This window comes from Staphylococcus sp. ACRSN, assembly GCF_022346615.1.
Classification (GTDB): domain Bacteria; phylum Bacillota; class Bacilli; order Staphylococcales; family Staphylococcaceae; genus Staphylococcus.
In genome coordinates, this window is record NZ_JAKRNS010000009.1 from 87,243 (window position 1) to 105,892 (window position 18,650).

Here is an 18,650-nt window from a genome sequence, read left to right on the forward strand (position 1 = left end):
GTTCGACTTTATTAATTGCAACTTGGTTATCTTTAAGTTGATCATTTTTTTCAAAGGCATCTAATATGACTTGTGCTCGTGAAATAACCTCATTCGGTAGATTAGCTAACTTTGCTACTTGTATGCCATAGCTATCATCCACTGCACCTTCTTTTACTTTGTGTAAAAAGATAAGTTCACCGTTATATTCATTCGCCGCAACATGCACATTTTTCAAACATGATAATGTTTGGTCAAGTGCTGTCAGTTCATGATAATGTGTTGAAAATAACGTTTTAGCATGCGATGTATTTGCTACATATTCAATCATAGCTTGCGCTAATGCTAATCCATCATACGTTGATGTACCTCTACCAATTTCATCGAAAATAATTAAACTGTCCTGTGTTGCATGTTCGAGTGCTTTTTGTGCTTCTAACATTTCAACCATAAATGTACTCTTTCCAGAAACTAAATCGTCTGCAGCACCAATTCGCGTGAAAATCTGATCAAAAATTGGTAACACTGCTTGATCACAAGGAACATAAGCGCCCATTTGTGCCATTATACTAATAATCGCAACTTGTCTCATATAAGTTGATTTACCTGACATATTTGGCCCTGTAATTAGATAAATATAGGCATCATCATTCAACTCACAATCATTTGGGACATAATCATTATAATCCATTACACGTTCTACAACTGGATGTCGTGAATTTGTCAGTTCAAGTGCTCTATCCTCACTAAAATGCGGTCTTGTATAATTGTATTTTTGTGCAATTTCAGCAAAACTTTGTAGACAGTCAATTTCTGAGATAACTTTAGCTTGCTTTTGAAGCTTTTCTGTATAATGCTTCACTTGTTCTCTCAATTGAACAAAAAGTTGATATTCTAATTCAATCGCTTTATCCTCAGCACCAAGAATAATATCTTCCTTTTCTTTCAATTCATCTGTGATAAATCTCTCAGCATTTGATAACGTTTGTTTTCTTTGATATCCAAATGCATTCGGATCAAAACCTTGTAAATTGGCTCTAGTTATTTCAATAAAATATCCAAACACTTTATTAAAACTAATTTTTAGTGATTTTATCCCTGTACGTTGTCTTTCCTTTGTCTGTAATTCAGCTAACCACGACTTACCATTCTTTGATGCTTCCTGATACTGATCTAAATCATCATTAAATCCTGATTTAAACAAACCACCATCTTTAATTGAAATTGGAGGTTCTTCTATCAAACTTTCTTCAAGCAATTCTAATAAATCATCTAATGGTTCTAAAGCTTGAAATTGCGTTGATAAGTTCGTATCCAAATCACTAACTAACTTTTTAATATTAGGAATTTCAGATATTGAATGTTTAAGCTGAATTAAATCTCTCGCATTAACATTTCCGTAACTCACACGACCAACTAAACGTTCAATGTCATAAACTTGATTTAAATAATTTCTGAGTGTATCTCGCTCAATGAAATGATCAATAAATTGTTCTACAATATTTAATCTACTTTCAATATTTTGTTTGTGTATTAATGGTCTGTCAATCCACTGCTTTAATCGTCTCGCACCCATAGGTGTTTTAGTTTCATCCATTAACCAAAGTAAAGTGCCTTTTTTAGTTTTTAATCGAATACTTTCTGTTAATTCCAAATTCCTTTTTGCATAAAAGTCCATTTTCATAAAATCTACTGCTTCATATTTAATCACTGTTTCGATATGTGATAAATCTCTTCTTTGTGTATGATGAATATAATCTAGTAACAATTGCGTTGCAATATAAAGTGGTTTGTCAGTTAGTTTATTCACATCATACATTGCATCTGACACTTCTGTTCTTATTGTTATCGTTTCAGTAGTTAAACTTATTTGACGTCTTAAGGAATCGTCAATTTCAGAAACGACAACAATTTCATTAGGATTAATGGTAGTTATCTCATTGATTAAGGTTGCTTCATCTTCAAAATGTGTAACTCTCAGTTCACCGGTTGAAACATCGCAATAACTTAATGCATATGTACCATCTATTTTCACAAAACTTAAAATGTAGTTATTTTGTTTTTCATCGACTCCGCCTTTATCCATAACGGTACCGGGTGTCACGATTCTTACTACATCTCTATGGACCATACCTTTGGATTGTTTTGGATCTTCCATTTGCTCACATATAGCGACCTTATAACCATTATTTATTAATGTTTCAATATAACCATCGGCAGAATGATAAGGTACACCACACATTGGTATAGGATTGTCCTTTTTAGCATCTCTTTTAGTTAATGTTATTTCTAATACTCTTGAAGCTTCTTTTGCATCTTCAAAGAACATTTCATAGAAATCACCTAATCTAAAAAATAATAAACAATCTTGATATTCAGATTTTATTTTTAAATATTGTTGCATCATTGGCGTCTGATTCGTCATTTTGTTACTTCACTATCCTTCTACTATTTTCTTTTTGCTGAATTAAAATATAATTCATTTGTTTTCATAACTTTTACTAGACATATCCAAAAGTTTATATTACTTTGATTTGCAATTTTAAGTGAAAACATGCTTTTTCATTTACTAAACAAAGTCATAGCACACTAAATCCTATTCAGGATTTCACGATTTATCCATTTTAACTCTTAAATTTTAACATAAGTTTTAAAAGTACGCCCATATAATAAAAAATTGCTTTGCTTCTTAAAATAAATCTTTGACGATAGCTTAATATTATTAAAAAATAAAAAAGATTGAGATAACACCCCCTACTATCCACATCAGTCATTACAAATCAAACACTTATGTGTAACAGGGGTTACGTTAATCTCAATCTAACTCAACCATTAATCTTTATTAAAAAATTTCTTTAGTATACCTTTTCGCTTTAATACCATCAAAATAATGTAACTTATAACAGCTCCGATAATACTTGATACTAAAAACATGAGCATCAATGGTTTTACAGCAAAATCTGAAAATCCTAATATAGCTGCTAGCGGAATACACATCACACTACCAATGATGCCAGTACCAATAACTTCACCAACTGCTGCCATAAAAATATGTTTTCGATAATGATAAAAGGCACTTGCTAATAGCACACCAATCATACTTCCAGGAAAGGCAAAGAAACTACCCGTACCAAAAATGATGCGTATTATTGATGAAATAACTGCTTGTGCTAAGCCAAACCACGGCCCGACTAAAACTGCGCATAATACATTTACTAGATGTTGCATAGGCGCCGCTTTTACTGGGCCTAACGGAATGACTATAATACTGCTTAATACCACATTGAGTGCAATCAATATTGCTGTTAACGTCATTTTGTTGGACTTCATCAATTGATCCCCTTCCTGAAAATACAACTATGAATTATTATTATGTTCATTGAGTCGATCAGACATTGTGCTTATGAGCATTTGTAATAAATCATTAGCTTCTGCCTGTGACTCTTTAAACTCTTCGACAATTGGTAAAACATTGATATTATGTTCAATTTCTTGAATCTTATCCTCTGATTGTTTAAATGCTTCTGTTTTGCCATAATTTTGTAAATTAACGGACTGCTTTTGATTCTTTTTTAGATCTTTCATTTTTTGTTCAATTTGTTTATTATTGTGAATTTGTTGTTCTACTCGGTGATATTCTTGAACAATGTCTAACGATTTTATATGTTCACTTATTTTATCCGCTTCAGCTAAAATTTCATCCTTTTCATACATTACGGCATCACCACTGCTTTTTTACTTTCACAGACAAATGTGCCGTTTAAAGAATATTGTTTTGCCTCATCGATATATACATCAACAAGTTGACCAATCATCTCTTTTGGTGCCTTGAAATTGACAAGTTTATTTTTATTTGTATAACCAGCTAATACATTATCATCTTTCTTGCTTATACCTTCACAAAGCACTTGTACTGTTTGGCCTTCATAAGGTTGCATAGCGTGTTCTGAATAATATGATACTTTTTTATTTAAACGCTGTAATCTATCTTTTTTAACATCCATCGGTACATTATCTTTCATTTTTGCAGCAGGTGTACCATCTCTTTGAGAATAGATATAAGTATAAGCATGTTCAAACGCTACTTCATCATAGAGAGAAAGTGTTTCCTCAAATTGCGCTTCAGTTTCATTTGGATAACCAACAATAATATCAGTAGTTAATGCTACATTTGGTATGCGCGCTTTAATTCTTTGTACTAAATCAAGATAACTTTCACGTGTATATTTACGACCCATAATTTTTAATACAGCATTATTACCAGATTGCACAGGTAAATGAATATGCGGTACGATATTACCACCATTTGCAATTACTTCAATCATACGATCTGTGAAATCCCAGGGATGACTTGTCGTAAATCTAACTCTTGGAATATCAATACGTGAAATATCTTCTAACAAATCACCTAGACCATACTCTAAACCTTCAATATCTTTTCCATATGAATTTACATTTTGACCAAGTAAGGTAATCTCTTGATAACCTTCTCTAGCTAAACCACGTACTTCTTCAATAATATCTTCAGGTCGTCTACTTCGCTCTTTCCCACGTGTAAAAGGTACGATACAATAGGTACAGAATTTATCACATCCATACATAATATTAACCCACGCTTTGATATTTCCCTCTCGAACTTTAGGTAAATTTTCAATTACGTCGCCTTCTTTAGACCAAACTTCAACAACCATCGCTTTTGATAAATAGGCCTCTTCTAATATTTCAGGTAATCTGTGTATATTATGTGTTCCAAAAATCATATCTACATTTTGATACGATTTTAATATTTTATTTACAACTGATTCTTCTTGAGACATGCAACCACAAACACCAATAACTGTTTCTGGCTTTTCTTTCTTCAGATGTTTTAAATTACCAATTTCACTAAATACTCTGTTCTCAGCATTTTCACGAATCGCACATGTATTGATTAATATAACATCTGCTTCATTCATTTCCTCAGTAGCTTGGTAACCTAACGCTTCCAAAATACCTGCCATGACTTCTGTATCATGTGCATTCATTTGACAACCATATGTTTTTATAAGAAACGTTTTACCTTGACCCATATTACGGTATTTATCATCAATTTGAAAATCTCTATTGTAATTAATTTCTTCCTTACCGCGTTTACGAGCCTCTTTTAAACTTGGCGGCTGATAAACATGCTCGAAATACTTGCTATAATCTTTAGTTTTTTTATCACGTTCGGCTAAAATATCGATAGAAGTATTCTTTCTTTGTTCTTCATTCACTTTACAAAATCCTCTCTATATCATATAAACTAAGAACAAATTAAAATCAACTAGCAATGTAGCTCAAATGGATTACCGTTCTAAGTTCATTTACATAATCATTATTTCATTATATTAAATTTAACCTTAAAGTGCAAAAGGTCTTAAAGTAATAACAAACCGACTCAACATTTCTGTGTTGAACCGGTTTGTTATTATACTTCATCGTATTTCCCAGTTAACGTTTCAATCGTCACACCTTCAGGTACATGGTAAAACTTGACTTGGCTTATAGTACTTGGTACTTCTAATTCGACCATTCGTTCGTTCAATTTCTGAATCAATATTAAGCACTCATTCATTTCACCTTGTACCGTAGTTTCAAGTGGTCCAACACGATATGTTAACCCAGAATCATCAATAACTTGAATCGCTTCATCAACATATGGAATAACATCTTCACCTTTAGGCGTTTTTGGAATAATTTGTATACTCATTAATGTATCATTCATTTAAACCACTGCTCCTTTAATTGGAAAATCGTACAGCATATCATTTCATTCTATTTTACCAAATAAACAAATCAATATATAGTAATTATCCTATATACTATAATTCAAATAAATGAAAATTTCACTTAGGATTACATATATAAATTATGAAAATTGAATTGATCTCATTATCGCATTTGAAAATTGGTACATAAAGTCATCCCAATTTGACTTGTCTTCACGATCTTTAAGTGCGTATTTCCTGTTTTTGAAAAATCTTTTTCTTAGTGCCACTGTTAATTCAAGTTGTACACCTTCTCCATTTGTACAACAATTAACAAAATTGTCGGCATGTAATCCAGAAATATGTCTAGGAGCATCTTTTACAATTACATTAATGCGGTTAAGTTCGGTTTTTATTGCCTGTATTAAGTTTTTATCCCTACCACCTATATACACTTCAGGATAATCACCCATACAACCATGAATTGAAATAGCCTGTTGACTTGATTGAATCATTTCTACTAAGACAGGTTCATTAAAATGTCTAGAAGTTACGTGCAATTCATTATTCTTATTTTTTCTAACACCTTTAAAAGTATAGTATTTAAAATTGCCTAATTCACTTAAACACGCAGCGAGTTCTGAAGTTCCTCTTTCTATCGCACCACCATGAACAGCTGTTACAATAATTGGGTTCGACCTATTTTTTGTAATAATTTCCCAATCGATACCTTTTGTCGTTTTACTGATTAACTCTGTCATTGAGTTGAATTTATCTACCATCACGCGAACTCCTTTATTTTTGGATACCAATTTTCCCCATAAAAAATAGCTGATACAAAACAGTTATCTATGACACTTGAATTATATCAACTATTGAAATATTTTAAAGTTTTAATTATTAGACAAATTGCTTAGTCAATTCATTGAATTGCGTTTCATCAATATGGATATCTTGTTTTGCTAGGGCTTCTCCCGACATTTCATCAATTTGTGATTCAAATGATGGTGTTGTTGTATCTTGATATACGATGCCTTTTACAAGTGAGTTGTATTCTAACACCTTTTGAGTAGCTATAGATTTATCCGTTAAATCATAATTTTCTATATCTTCAATATCTGTTAGGTTTTCTTTAAACCAATCATACGTATTAACCTTATTGTATGTGACACATGGTGAAAAGACATTAACAAATGAAAAACCATCGTGATTAATTGCATCTTCAATCATTTTTGTTAAAGCTTTAATATCACTAGAAAATCCTTGTGCTACAAATGTAGCACCTGATGATAATGCGAGTTCCAACGGTGCAACATTTTGTTCAATATTACCTTTTGGTGTAGATTTTGTTACAAAACCTTGTGCGGATGATGGAGAAGTTTGTCCTTTAGTTAAACCATAGATTTGGTTATCCATCACAATATATGTCATATTCATATTTCTACGCAACGCATGAATTGTGTGACCCATACCAATCGCGTATCCATCTCCGTCACCACCAGAGGCAATTACTGTCAAATCTTTATTGGCCATTTTAACGCCTTGAGCTAGTGGTAATGCTCTACCATGTATACCATGCACACCGTATGAATTAATATAACCCGATAACCTACCTGAGCAACCGATGCCTGTAATGATTGCTACCTCTTCTGGTTCTAATCCAACATTTGCAGCGGCTTTTTGTATTGCAGCTTGTACTGAAAAATCTCCACAACCAGGGCACCAATTGGGTTTAACATTATTTCTAAAGTCTTTAAATGTTGCCACTTACACCAACTCCTTTAAGTCTTCGGCAATTTCTAGTCCTTTTTGTTCAATTTCATTAGGTAAAAATGGTGTGCCATCATACTTAACCTGATTTACTAATTTATTACCTAAATTTACATTCATTTTTATAATATTAGCAAGTTGACCTTGATAATTGTGTTCGACGACTACTACTTTTGTCGCCTTATCAATTTCTTTTTGCAGCGTTTCTGTAGGGAATGGATGTAGTTGTCTTATTTGAACATGATTTACTTTGATACCGTTTTGTTCTAAACGTTCTTTACCTTCTTGAATGGCACCTTTTGTTGAAATAAAGCCTATATATAATATATCTGCTACATCATTTGTAACATTTGCTTCAATTGGCTCATCAATTAATAAATGTTCTACTTTACGCATACGTTTTTCCATCTGTTGATTACGATTATCCGCGCCTTCGCTAGGTTTACCTTCTTCATTGTGTTCGACACCCGTCACATGATGAATTCCACCTTTAACACCAGGTAAAGGTCTAGGTGATACACCTGAGCCAGTTAACGTATAACGTTTAAAATAAGACTTATCATCTTCTTCTCTTTCAATATCAGATTGGATTATTTCACCACGTTTAATTTCAATTCGATTATAATCAAGTTGATCGACCGTCTGTTTCCCTAATGATAATTGTAAGTCACTTAAAACAATGACTGGACATTGATACATTTCTGCTAAATTAAATGCTTCCATTGTCAGATAGAAAGCATCTTCAGCATCTGTTGGTGCTACAACTATCTTAGGTATATCCCCATGTGTACCATATATCATTTGCATTAAATCTGACTGTTCTTGTTTAGTTGGCAATCCTGTAGAAGGACCACCACGTTGAGTATTAATTACAACAAATGGTGTTTCAGTCATACCTGACAATCCAATGGCTTCCATCATTAAAGAAAGGCCTGGACCCGCACTTGCAGTAAACGCTCGAACGCCAGCATAATTTGAACCAATCGCCATATTTGCAGCGGCAATTTCATCTTCAGTTTGAACGACAGTGCCGCCAACTTTCGGTAAATTTTCAATCATATATTCCATTATTTCTGAAGCTGGGGTAATTGGGTAGGCCGCCATAAATCTTGATCCCGCAGATAATGCGCCTAAACCTATTGCATCATTACCTATCATGTATAAATGTGGTTGTTGATTTGAAGTTTCCAATATATAGTCACCTTCTACATGTGACAATTGCTCAGTCATTAATCGATAACCTTCTTTTAAAGCTTCGATATTCATAGCTACAACTTTTTCGCCTTTTTTGGTAAACATATTAGTAATTAAACTTTCAAAATCACTTAATTCTAAATGCATCACTGCACATGTTGCACCTATCGCAACCATATTTTTCATCAATGCTGTGCCAAGTTCTTTGGCAGTTGCTGTTAATGGTAAATCGATGATTTCAGCACGACAACCTTCTGGTTTTTGTGGTTTTGCTTTACTATCAGCAATAATTACACTGTCTGATCTCATCTCGTGATGATTTAATTCAATCGTTTCCTGATCAAATGCAACTAAAATATCCAAATCATCACTGATTGCGTGTACAGGTGATGTTGATACTCTTATTTTATTATTTGTGTGGCCGCCTTTAATTCTACTTGAAAAATGACGATAGCCATATAAGTAGTATCCTTTACGGTTCATCGCAGTGGCAAAGATTTCACCGGTTGATTCAATACCTTCACCTTGTTGACCGCCCACTTTCCATGATACTTGTGATTTCATATCATCTTGCCTCCTAGTGGTATTAATAATTCATATTTAATCATAACAAAATGAACCACCCTTTTACTATGTAAAGAATGGAACATTTTAAAATTCATACTAATGGACGATAAGCTTAAAATGGATGATCATCATTAATTAGTACGCGTTCGATATGTGTTGTTCTGCCTTCTTTATTAATGTCGATTATGACACCAGAAAGTACGCTTCTACCTTCATCTGGTACGACATGGCGTTGTGGTAAGCTAGTTAAGAATCTATTTATCACTTCCGAACGATTGATACCTAAAATACCATCATAATAGCCAGTCATTCCTACATCCGTAATATAACCAGTTCCACCAGGCAAAATTCTTTCATCTGAAGTTTGAATGTGTGTATGTGTACCAACAACTGCACTTACTCTATTATCTAAATACCAACCCATCGCATTTTTTTCAGAAGTTGTTTCGGCATGAAAATCTACAAAAATATAGTCTGTTTCTTTTTTTGCTTCTGCTATAAGTGCATCAGCCTTCGTAAATGGATCGTCTATATCTTGCATAAAAGCGCGTCCCTGTAAATTGATAATCGCAAGCTTAATGTCATTCACTTGTATAAAGCGCATACCTACACCTGGCGCGGCATCAGGGAAATTAGCTGGTCTAACCATACGTTTAGCATCATCAATAAAATCATAAATCTGTCTTTGACCATAAGTATGGTTGCCCATTGTCATAAAATCTACGCCTTCTCTTAATAGCTCTTTATATATTTTCTCAGTTAATCCTTTACCGTGTGCAGCATTTTCAGCATTTACTATTGTCACAGTTGGACGATGTGTTTGTTTTAGCTTGGGTAAGTATGTTTGAATAGCCTCTCTACCAACTTTACCTACGATATCCCCAATAAAAAGTATTCTCATTAAATGTTCATCCTCTCTTAATGTTAGTTTAATGTAATTTTTTTATTATGAAAAGTATATGTGAAAAATATCTTTAAATTTCTAAGTTTCAAGTATAAGCAATGTGGTAAACAATATACTGTAAGATTATTTTAATTAGATATAGGAGTTGTAATTCATACATGTCAATAAATATTGATCCACAAAAATTTGCTGACCTCGTAGTTACAGCAAATCCATCAAAAAGTAACAATCCAGAAGATATTGCGAAAGATAGTTTAGAACTCTATGTGAATGCTTATCGTCTAGCAGAACGACACTCAAATATTGCTACTAATTGTTATGATACTGCAGAGGTGTTAAAAGAAATTAAAGCAGCAGATTTAGAATTAAGTTAAGTTGTTAATTATAATTACTTAAATAATGTATAAGCATAACTTAAACAATAAAAGCTATCCTCAACTGTTTGAGGATAGCTTTTATTGTTTATACATATATTAAAAAGTTAAAGTCTATCCACTAAAATGATATGGATAGACTTTAACTATATTCTAGACTATACTCTAGAAAAATTATTTTGCATATTCAATTGCTCTAGTCTCTCGAACAACTGTCACTTTTATATGACCAGGATATTGAAGTTCATCTTCAATTTGGTTTTTAATATCTCTTGCTAAGCGGTGTGATTTTAAGTCGTCGATAGAATCTGGTGATACAATAACTCGAATCTCTCTACCAGCTTGGATTGCAAATGCTTTTTCAACACCATCATAACCTTCAGATAATGTTTCAAGTCTTTCAAGTCTTCTAATATAATTTTCTAACGTCTCTTTTCGAGCACCTGGTCTAGCTGCAGATAATGCATCAGCAGCTGCTACCAAAATAGAAATTATTGAAGTAGGTTCTACATCACCATGGTGTGAGTGAATCGCATTAATTACTGTTTCATTTTCAGCGTATTTTTTAGCTAACTCAACTCCGATTTCAACATGGCTACCTTCAACTTCATGGTCGATTGCTTTACCAACATCATGAAGTAGACCAGCACGTTTAGCTAATGTTACATCTTCACCCAATTCTGCGGCTAGCATACCTGCTAAATGCGCAACTTCAACTGAATGTTTAAGTACATTTTGTCCATAGCTTGTACGATACTGTAAACGACCTAAGATTTTAACTAAATCCGGATGCATATTATGTACATTTATTTCAAATGTAGCTTGTTCCCCTGCATCTCTTATAATATCGTCTACTTCTTTTCGAGCTTTATCTACCATATCTTCAATTCTTCCAGGATGGATTCGTCCATCTGAAACAAGATTTACTAATGCCGTTCTAGCAATTTCACGTCTAATTGGGTCAAAACCAGAAAGTATTACTGCTTCTGGTGTATCATCTATAATTAAGTCTATACCAGTCAATGTTTCCAGTGTTCTGATATTCCTTCCTTCACGACCAATGATTCGACCTTTCATTTCATCATTCGGTAAATTAACAACTGAAACCGTAGACTCCGAAGTATGTTCCGCAGCTAACCTTTGTACAGTTGTTGCTAATAATTCCTTAGCATTTTTATCGACTGCTTCTTTTGCTTCTTTCTCTTTTTCCTTAACAAGTATTGCAATATCTTGTGACAATTCATCTTCTACTCTTTGAAGTTGTTCTTGTGCTGCTTCTTCTTGAGAGAGACCAGAGATGCGTTCTAATTCTTGTTCATGCTTATTTATTAACGTTTGAACACTACTCTCTTTTGCATCTACTTGTTGTTGTCTTTCTTCAAGTTTAGATTCTTTTTGCTCTAAAATCTCATCTTTTTTATCTAACAGATCAGATTTTCGCTCTAAGTTTTCTTCTTTTTGAAGAAGTCGGGCTTCTTGCCTTTGAAGATCACCACGTCTTTCACGAAGTTCATTTTCACTTTGTTCTTTTAAGATTTGATTTTCTTCTTTAGCTTCAAGGAGCTTTTCCTTCTTGATATTATCTGCTTCTTTTTTACCTTGTTCGATAATATCTTCGGCAGTTTGTCTTGCTTGTAATTGCTTTTGATGCAATAAATTACGGGCTATAATATACCCTACAACAACTCCGAGAATAATACCTAGCAAAACGAGTAGGAGGCCTAATAAATTCACACAAACACCCCCTTTATTCTAGGATTTTGCTCTGTATATCAAATTCAATATGATTATATGAAGTTATATAAGAATCATACAATGTAATTGTACGGTTTAAAGACAAGAAGTGTCAAGGTTTCCAACTACATAAATTCAATATTAGAGACCCCTCTTTTACACTTTATCTATTATAAATGTTGTTAGCGCAATGTTTCTTTTATTTTATGGAATTATACATTAATATATTTAAGATAAATTTCACCGATTATTATACATTTAAAATTATTTTATAACACCATTTTCATTGAAATTTCATTATATTAATTCAAAAGACACCCTAGAAATAACAAATATTTCTAGGGTGTCAATAAATATACGATTTAAAATAATAACTAATTATTTATTCTTCATCGAATAAATTTGTTGATTCCTTTTCTTCCTTTTCTTCTACATCACCGTCAAAGATACCTAATGTTTCACGTAATTTTTGGTTAATTTCATTCTTAATTTCTGGATTCTCCATAAGATATGATTTGACGTTCTCTTTACCTTGACCCATACGCTCACCATTATATGAGTACCATGCACCTGATTTATCAACAATTTCGTTTTCAACACCTAAGTCGATTAACTCGCCTTCTTTAGAAATACCTTTACCATACATAATGTCTACTTCTGCAATTCGGAAAGGTGGTGCTACTTTATTTTTCACTACTTTAATCTTAGTTCTATTACCGACAATTTCTTGACCTTGTTTCAATTGCTCTGCACGTCTAACTTCTAAACGTACTGAACTGTAGAACTTCAATGCTCTACCCCCTGGAGTAACTTCAGGGTTACCAAACATAACTCCGACCTTTTCACGAATTTGGTTAATGAAAATAGCCGTTGTATTTGATTTAGAAATTGCACCTGAAAGTTTACGCAATGCTTGTGACATTAGTCTTGCTTGTAAACCAACATGCGTATCCCCCATTTCACCTTCGATTTCAGCTTTAGGTGTTAAAGCAGCTACTGAATCGACAACAACAACGTCAACTGCACCACTACGTACAAAAGCTTCTGCAATTTCTAAACCTTGTTCACCATGGTCAGGTTGTGATAAATAAAGATTTTGAATGTCTACGCCTAATGCTTCTGCGTATACAGGATCAAGTGCGTGTTCCGCATCAATAAACGCAGCTACGCCGCCATTTTTTTGAACTTCAGCAATAGCATGCAATGCGACAGTTGTTTTACCAGAACTTTCTGGTCCATAAATCTCAACTATTCTACCTTTAGGGTAACCACCTACTCCTAAAGCATTATCTAATGTGACAGAACCACTTGAAACACTAGAAACTCTGCGTGCTTTATTATCTCCAAGTTTCATCACTGCGCCTTTACCAAATGATTTCTCCATATTTTTAATTACTGTATCTAAAGCTTTTTGACGATCGTTATCCAAAATGCTGGACCTCCTAAATGAGATTTATCTCTGAAAAATATCTTACCCATACTATACAGGTATTTTAAATTCAACGCAAGTATTTTGCGAATATTTGTTCGGTCAAAAGAACGACTTATTTCAAAATATAGAACACACGTACTATAAAAATATTAATTAATGAGCCATTTACTGTGGTTTCAAACGATTTAGCAGCCTTATTAATACATAATTTTGTGTTCTGTGTTTTAGCATATTACTTTGTTGTATCATTTTAAAGCTTTGTATCTCTAGTTTTTCACCATTTAAAATTCCCAGATAGACTGACTCATTTTCATACAATAAAGTAATAGCCACGTCAGTTTGATATAAATCTTTAACGATGTTAGCAGTAATTGTTAATTGTCGTTCTATTGGAAGTGTTTTATCGACAAATTGTTGGTGATGTGGCAACATACCTTGTAAATATTGGTGATCATCGAAATCTTTCATTCTCGAATAAAGTTCACCATCTGTCACTCCATCATAAACAGCAAATGTTCGTTTAACATTTTGCATTAAAGCTTGTTCCAACTTAATATCGTCGGACCCATAATAATATTCACCAATTCTACTTAAAATTTCACTTTTTATTGGATCTATCAACGCTTGACATATAGTCTCAGATTCACCATTCGCAGTCAATCTTATATTCACTTCGTGTGTGCCTGCTAACGGAGCAATTGTAGGATTTGACTGTTTATCTATTAAATCCATCAATACTGTTTCTACTTTTGATTCACCTATACCTGCAAATCGCAATAATTCTGAATATATGATTTGTTCTCCATCTAAAAGATGCGGTAATAATTCATTTTTAGCCATTGGTTGCATTTCTTTTGGTGGACCTGGTAATAAAATAATGCGCTTTTCATTATGATTGACTAACATACCTGGTGCCATCCCAAATTTATTTTCTAACACTTCAGATCCTTCAATAACTAGAGCTTGTTGACGGTTATTTGGTGTCATTTCAACATTTTGCTTTTGAAAATAATGCTCTATATCGTCTAACGCCGCTTGATCTATAACGAGCTCACGACCTAATATTTCTGCTACAGTGTGTTTAGTTAGATCATCCTTTGTTGGACCTAGTCCACCTGTAAGTATGACTGTATCATTTTTATCAAGCGTTGTGTTGATTACTCTTTTTAAACGTTCCGGATTATCACCGACAACTGCATGTTCAACTACATTATGTCCAATACCATTAAGTAGCTTCGATAAGTATTGTCCGTTTGTATTCGCAATCTGGCCTAATAATAATTCAGAACCAACTGCAATAATAGATATATTCAAGAATATTCCTCCTCTATACAAGCTGCACTATATATAAATTATAAAACGAATTACCATTAAAAACGAAATGATTCGTTTCACTAATAGTTAAATTATATCTCAACAGAGTATTAAAATAAAAAAGACTTACTTGCTAAAATAATAATATCAATTACAAATATGATATGCCTACGAAATATATAACCTTACTATTCAGTGCCAATTGCCTACATTAATCTTTATTTATATTCAACATTACTGACCTCAAACAATTACCTTAATTTGACTGAAAATGAGGTTTTGAATATGTTAATTTATGAAGTTGATTATAATATCATCTGTAGTCGTATAACTAAACTAAAGGCTCAAGTATAATTTAGTACGATGTTAAGCTTGAAAAAGATGAGACTTGAGCATTAATTTCCATTCTCAATAAGAGAGCGCTAATCATTAATAGATTAACACTCTCTTATATTAAAATTTTATGATTTTGAACATGCATGATTGCCTGCCTATGTGTGCTATGGTACAAGTCTGAATTCTCTCACTCAAATTACCTTTGTCCTTATCACGCTATAAATCCTTATTAATACAGAACAAATACAGCACTTTCTTATAATAAAATGATTGCTACACAAATTAAAAATGATTTGCCAATAATTTTGGCGAGAAGACTCTTGAGGAAACAATATCCACTACAAGCAAAGGCTGAAGCGACATCTTAGGAAAATGATGCAACAATATGAAATATTGTAATTAAAAAACCGGTAAATGAATTTTAAAATTCATTTACCGGTTTTTTCTTCTAATATTTATGCCCTAGATATTTCTTTAATTTCTGCTACATAGATAATAATACCTAAAATTCTAATTACTTTATTTATAATTATGTTTAAAATACTATTATTTCGCTTTGAAAACGTCTCTACCTTTATAGAAATATTCTATTCCTGATAAAATTGTAAAGAATACACCGATATAAAGTAAAATTCGGCCTAGTGAGATTCCAATCCAAGTTGCAAGCGGATCTCCTAATAATATCCAGACAATTGCAAGCATAGTTACTGCTGTTTTAATTTTACCTAACTGACCTGCAGCACTAACGAAGCCTTGTTCAATTTGTAGTAACCTCAATCCAGTAACAGCGAATTCACGTGCAATAATAATAATTGCAACTACAGAATTAGTTAAATCTATTTGTACAAGTGCTATTAATGCACTAGATACAAGTAATTTATCAGCTAAAGGATCTAAAAATTTCCCCATATTAGTAACTAATTGCCACTTTCTTGCAAGGTAACCATCTACAAAGTCGCTCAATGACGCAATGATAAAAATAATGCCACTAATTAAAAGTTCAATTCTAATATCATTTCCACCGATAAAAGAAACTTTACCAAAACCAAAATCTACTAATGCAAATACCATAAAAACTGGAATTAGTATAACTCTAAAAACTGTTATCCAATTCGGTATATTCATATAAAATGCCTCATTTCTATTTATAACTTAATCTCTTCTATAAAAACAACACTGCCAACACCCACAAAACAGCTGTTAGTATAACAACAAAACTAATAACTACTGCGAGTTGTAAAGGTTCTTTATCTTTACTTCTATATGTAGGCTTATTTTCACTTGAAAATGCATCAATCACTTGTTCCAAATCATTTTCATTACTAGGTATTTCTTCTTTGTGTGATGCTATTAACTGATCTGAATCGATATTAACAGCCTTAGCATATTTAATGATAAAACCTTCAGCATAATTTTCATTGTTTAATGAAGCAAAATCATTATTTTCGATAAGTGTTAATATTTTTCTTTTGATTTGTGTACGAGACTCTAATTCATTTAATGTCATCCCTAAACGCTCTCTGCGCCCTTTTAAAGTTTGACCTATTGAATTCACAATTGTTAAGCCTCCTTTATAAAAATTTATATAGTTTTTCTATTCAAAAAATCCAAATCCGCCACCAAAACCATCATCGCTAAAATCAAGGTTATTTTTACTTTTAACTGTTTGTTTTTTCATTTCTTCATAATGAATTTCTTGATTTTTATTTTCTCTAAGTTCAATAATATAATCAAAATCTTTCATCTCATAATCACTTGTTTCAACAAATAAGTCTGGATGTTCAACCACTTTAATCGCAGGTAGACTCATAACTTCTTTAACTAAATCTTGGTGTTTTTGACTAGACTCACGTGCTGTCACAGCACCATCGATAATATAGACATGATTAGAATCATATTCGCCTTTAATCAACGAACTTCTAACCGTTTGTTTAATCAAGGTTGAGCTAATGAACAACCATTTCTTATGGGCACAAACACTTGCTGCAACAATAGACTCAGTTTTACCTACTCTCGGCATGCCTCGAATGCCAATTAATTTATGACCATCTTCTTTAAATAATTCAGCCATAAAATCAACTAGCAAACCTAAATCTTCACGCTCAAATCGAAATGTTTTTTTATCATCAGCATCTTGTTCTATGTAACGACCATGACGTACAGCTAAGCGATCTCGCAATTCTGGTTTTCTTAGCTTTGTGATAGAAATATCATCAATTTCCATAACAATATTTTCAAAACGATTTACTTTTTCAAGACTATCAGTCTTAATGAGCAAACCCCTTCTACTCTCTTCTATACCATTTATCGTGACAATGCTAATGCCCATCATACCTAACAAACTAGAGATATCCCCTAATAATCCTGCTCGGTTCATTGTTATCTCATACTCTAAATACCATTCTTTTCTAGTAGCTACTGCCATGAAATAAACACCCCTTCGTTTAAAAACAACGGATATATTTTATAATAGCTTTGATAAAAATAATCGTCTAGTAATAACAATATATTATAAATATAGCGCTATTTATTTGTCACCTTATCATTTAATATAATCACATTATAGCACTGATTAAACTTGAGTTGGATTGTTTTTTAATCACTTTCTAAAATTAAAGATACCAAGCTCCATTAACCTTTTGTACAGTACCTGTAATACTTTTTGCATAAGGATGACAAAGATAACTACAAGTATGAGCAATTTCTTGAGGATCAATTAAACGCTGTTGTGGTAATTCTTGAATTATTTCCGATAAAGTTTCTTCATCAAATGTCTGAGTCATACGACCACTAACAATGCCAGGTGCTATCGCATTGACCGTTACAGTACTAAGGGCTAACTCTTGACTCAATGCTTTGACAAAGCCAATTTGCCCTGCCTTCATAGCGGAGTATACGGTTTCCAAACTCGCACCTGTTTCTCCCCAAATAGATGAAACTACAACGATTCTTCCATTTTGACTTTGTCTTAATTGGTCAATGAAAAGGCGACAAACGCGCATGAGTTGTCGAAGATGTAATGTATAACTCTCATCTAACATTACATCAGTCATGTCTTGTAATAATCCATACAAAGCATTACCGCTTGTATAAATCAAACAATCTAAATTTTCAATAAAGCCAAAATGTTCATTTAAATCTTTAGCTTTTTTCAAATCACATTGTACAAATTGTACAGGTTGCCCATGAAATTGATTGCTTAGTGCACCAATATCTGCTTGATTATAATGCACAACAACCTCAAACCCATCGGCTAATAAACGTTCTGTTATAGCCATTCCTATTGTTCCAGATCCGCCAATGACTAATGCCTTCAT

16 protein-coding genes and 1 pseudogene are annotated in these 18,650 nt (G+C 32.8%); 1 reads left to right on the forward strand and 16 read right to left on the reverse strand.

Annotation, left to right across the window (positions count from 1 at the left end; all coding sequences use genetic code 11):
* Positions 1–45 precede the first annotated feature (45 nt).
* The 9 genes and pseudogenes from mutS to MHZ36_RS09845 all read right to left on the reverse strand — a co-directional run.
* A pseudogene (gene mutS / locus MHZ36_RS09805) lies at positions 46–2,404 on the reverse strand (DNA mismatch repair protein MutS); the annotation flags it as partial.
* A 407-nt stretch (positions 2,405–2,811) separates the two neighbouring features.
* Entirely contained in the window at positions 2,812–3,309 is a 498-nt protein-coding gene (gene thiW / locus MHZ36_RS09810) for an energy coupling factor transporter S component ThiW (RefSeq protein ID WP_239231307.1), read from the reverse strand.
* A gap of 27 nt (positions 3,310–3,336) precedes the next feature.
* A complete protein-coding gene (locus tag MHZ36_RS09815; RefSeq protein WP_239231308.1) occupies positions 3,337–3,693 on the reverse strand; it encodes a YlbF/YmcA family competence regulator in 357 nt (118 codons plus the stop codon).
* The gene (gene miaB / locus MHZ36_RS09820; protein ID WP_239231309.1) at positions 3,693–5,234 is read right to left on the reverse strand and encodes a tRNA (N6-isopentenyl adenosine(37)-C2)-methylthiotransferase MiaB; all 1,542 of its coding nucleotides are present in this window, start codon (positions 5,232–5,234) and stop codon (positions 3,693–3,695) included. Before miaB ends, MHZ36_RS09815 begins: the two co-directional genes overlap by 1 nt.
* Positions 5,235–5,428: 194 nt before the next feature.
* The gene (locus tag MHZ36_RS09825) at positions 5,429–5,725 is read right to left on the reverse strand and encodes a thiamine-binding protein (RefSeq protein WP_239231310.1); all 297 of its coding nucleotides are present in this window, start codon (positions 5,723–5,725) and stop codon (positions 5,429–5,431) included.
* 144 nt (positions 5,726–5,869) lie between these two features.
* Positions 5,870–6,490, reverse strand: coding sequence for a poly-gamma-glutamate hydrolase family protein (locus MHZ36_RS09830; RefSeq protein ID WP_239231312.1), 621 nt, complete (start codon positions 6,488–6,490; stop codon positions 5,870–5,872).
* Between the two features lie 118 nt (positions 6,491–6,608).
* On the reverse strand, positions 6,609–7,475 hold the full coding sequence (locus MHZ36_RS09835) for a 2-oxoacid:ferredoxin oxidoreductase subunit beta (RefSeq protein ID WP_239231313.1): 867 nt from the start codon (positions 7,473–7,475) through the stop codon (positions 6,609–6,611).
* A complete protein-coding gene (locus MHZ36_RS09840; RefSeq protein WP_239231315.1) occupies positions 7,476–9,236 on the reverse strand; it encodes a 2-oxoacid:acceptor oxidoreductase subunit alpha in 1,761 nt (586 codons plus the stop codon). It abuts the gene before it with no gap.
* Positions 9,237–9,351: 115 nt separating this feature from the next.
* Positions 9,352–10,140, reverse strand: coding sequence for a TIGR00282 family metallophosphoesterase (locus MHZ36_RS09845; RefSeq protein ID WP_239231316.1), 789 nt, complete (start codon positions 10,138–10,140; stop codon positions 9,352–9,354).
* A gap of 161 nt (positions 10,141–10,301) precedes the next feature.
* Here MHZ36_RS09845 and MHZ36_RS09850 point away from each other — a divergent pair, with 161 nt between their 5' ends.
* Positions 10,302–10,517 (forward strand): hypothetical protein, encoded by a 216-nt coding sequence (locus MHZ36_RS09850; RefSeq protein WP_239231317.1) that lies wholly within the window; start codon positions 10,302–10,304, stop codon positions 10,515–10,517.
* Between the two features lie 174 nt (positions 10,518–10,691).
* Here the strand turns inward: MHZ36_RS09850 and rny are convergent, their stop codons facing one another.
* From rny to ymfI, 7 genes are all read right to left on the reverse strand, one after another.
* Complete coding sequence (gene rny / locus MHZ36_RS09855; protein ID WP_239231319.1) at positions 10,692–12,251, reverse strand: ribonuclease Y; 1,560 nt, start codon at positions 12,249–12,251, stop codon at positions 10,692–10,694.
* A 382-nt stretch (positions 12,252–12,633) separates the two neighbouring features.
* Positions 12,634–13,680 carry a recombinase RecA gene (recA, locus tag MHZ36_RS09860; protein ID WP_239231321.1) on the reverse strand — a complete coding sequence of 349 codons (1,047 nt, stop codon included), beginning with the start codon at positions 13,678–13,680 and terminating at the stop codon, positions 12,634–12,636.
* A 168-nt stretch (positions 13,681–13,848) separates the two neighbouring features.
* On the reverse strand, positions 13,849–14,997 hold the full coding sequence (locus tag MHZ36_RS09865; protein ID WP_239231322.1) for a CinA family nicotinamide mononucleotide deamidase-related protein: 1,149 nt from the start codon (positions 14,995–14,997) through the stop codon (positions 13,849–13,851).
* A gap of 882 nt (positions 14,998–15,879) precedes the next feature.
* On the reverse strand, positions 15,880–16,458 hold the full coding sequence (pgsA, locus tag MHZ36_RS09870) for a CDP-diacylglycerol--glycerol-3-phosphate 3-phosphatidyltransferase (RefSeq protein WP_239231323.1): 579 nt from the start codon (positions 16,456–16,458) through the stop codon (positions 15,880–15,882).
* Positions 16,459–16,495: 37 nt separating this feature from the next.
* Positions 16,496–16,888, reverse strand: a complete 393-nt coding sequence (locus MHZ36_RS09875) for a helix-turn-helix domain-containing protein (RefSeq protein WP_239231325.1) — start codon at positions 16,886–16,888, stop codon at positions 16,496–16,498.
* A gap of 39 nt (positions 16,889–16,927) precedes the next feature.
* On the reverse strand, positions 16,928–17,758 hold the full coding sequence (locus MHZ36_RS09880; RefSeq protein WP_239231327.1) for a DUF3388 domain-containing protein: 831 nt from the start codon (positions 17,756–17,758) through the stop codon (positions 16,928–16,930).
* A 187-nt stretch (positions 17,759–17,945) separates the two neighbouring features.
* Positions 17,946–18,650, reverse strand: a complete 705-nt coding sequence (ymfI, locus tag MHZ36_RS09885) for an elongation factor P 5-aminopentanone reductase (protein WP_239231328.1) — start codon at positions 18,648–18,650, stop codon at positions 17,946–17,948.

What these genes read in the sequence shown, in the direction of transcription:
- MHZ36_RS09850 (WP_239231317.1), top strand. Translation starts at nt 10,302, where the DNA reads ATGTCAATAAATATTGATCCACAAAAATTTGCTGACCTCGTAGTTACA.
- MHZ36_RS09880 (WP_239231327.1), bottom strand. Translation starts at nt 17,758, where the DNA reads ATGGCAGTAGCTACTAGAAAAGAATGGTATTTAGAGTATGAGATAACA.
- pgsA (WP_239231323.1), bottom strand. Translation starts at nt 16,458, where the DNA reads ATGAATATACCGAATTGGATAACAGTTTTTAGAGTTATACTAATTCCA.
- MHZ36_RS09815 (WP_239231308.1), bottom strand. Translation starts at nt 3,693, where the DNA reads ATGTATGAAAAGGATGAAATTTTAGCTGAAGCGGATAAAATAAGTGAA.
- MHZ36_RS09830 (WP_239231312.1), bottom strand. Translation starts at nt 6,490, where the DNA reads ATGGTAGATAAATTCAACTCAATGACAGAGTTAATCAGTAAAACGACA.
- ymfI (WP_239231328.1), bottom strand. Translation starts at nt 18,650, where the DNA reads ATGAAGGCATTAGTCATTGGCGGATCTGGAACAATAGGAATGGCTATA.
- MHZ36_RS09845 (WP_239231316.1), bottom strand. Translation starts at nt 10,140, where the DNA reads ATGAGAATACTTTTTATTGGGGATATCGTAGGTAAAGTTGGTAGAGAG.
- thiW (WP_239231307.1), bottom strand. Translation starts at nt 3,309, where the DNA reads ATGAAGTCCAACAAAATGACGTTAACAGCAATATTGATTGCACTCAAT.
- MHZ36_RS09825 (WP_239231310.1), bottom strand. Translation starts at nt 5,725, where the DNA reads ATGAATGATACATTAATGAGTATACAAATTATTCCAAAAACGCCTAAA.
- MHZ36_RS09840 (WP_239231315.1), bottom strand. Translation starts at nt 9,236, where the DNA reads ATGAAATCACAAGTATCATGGAAAGTGGGCGGTCAACAAGGTGAAGGT.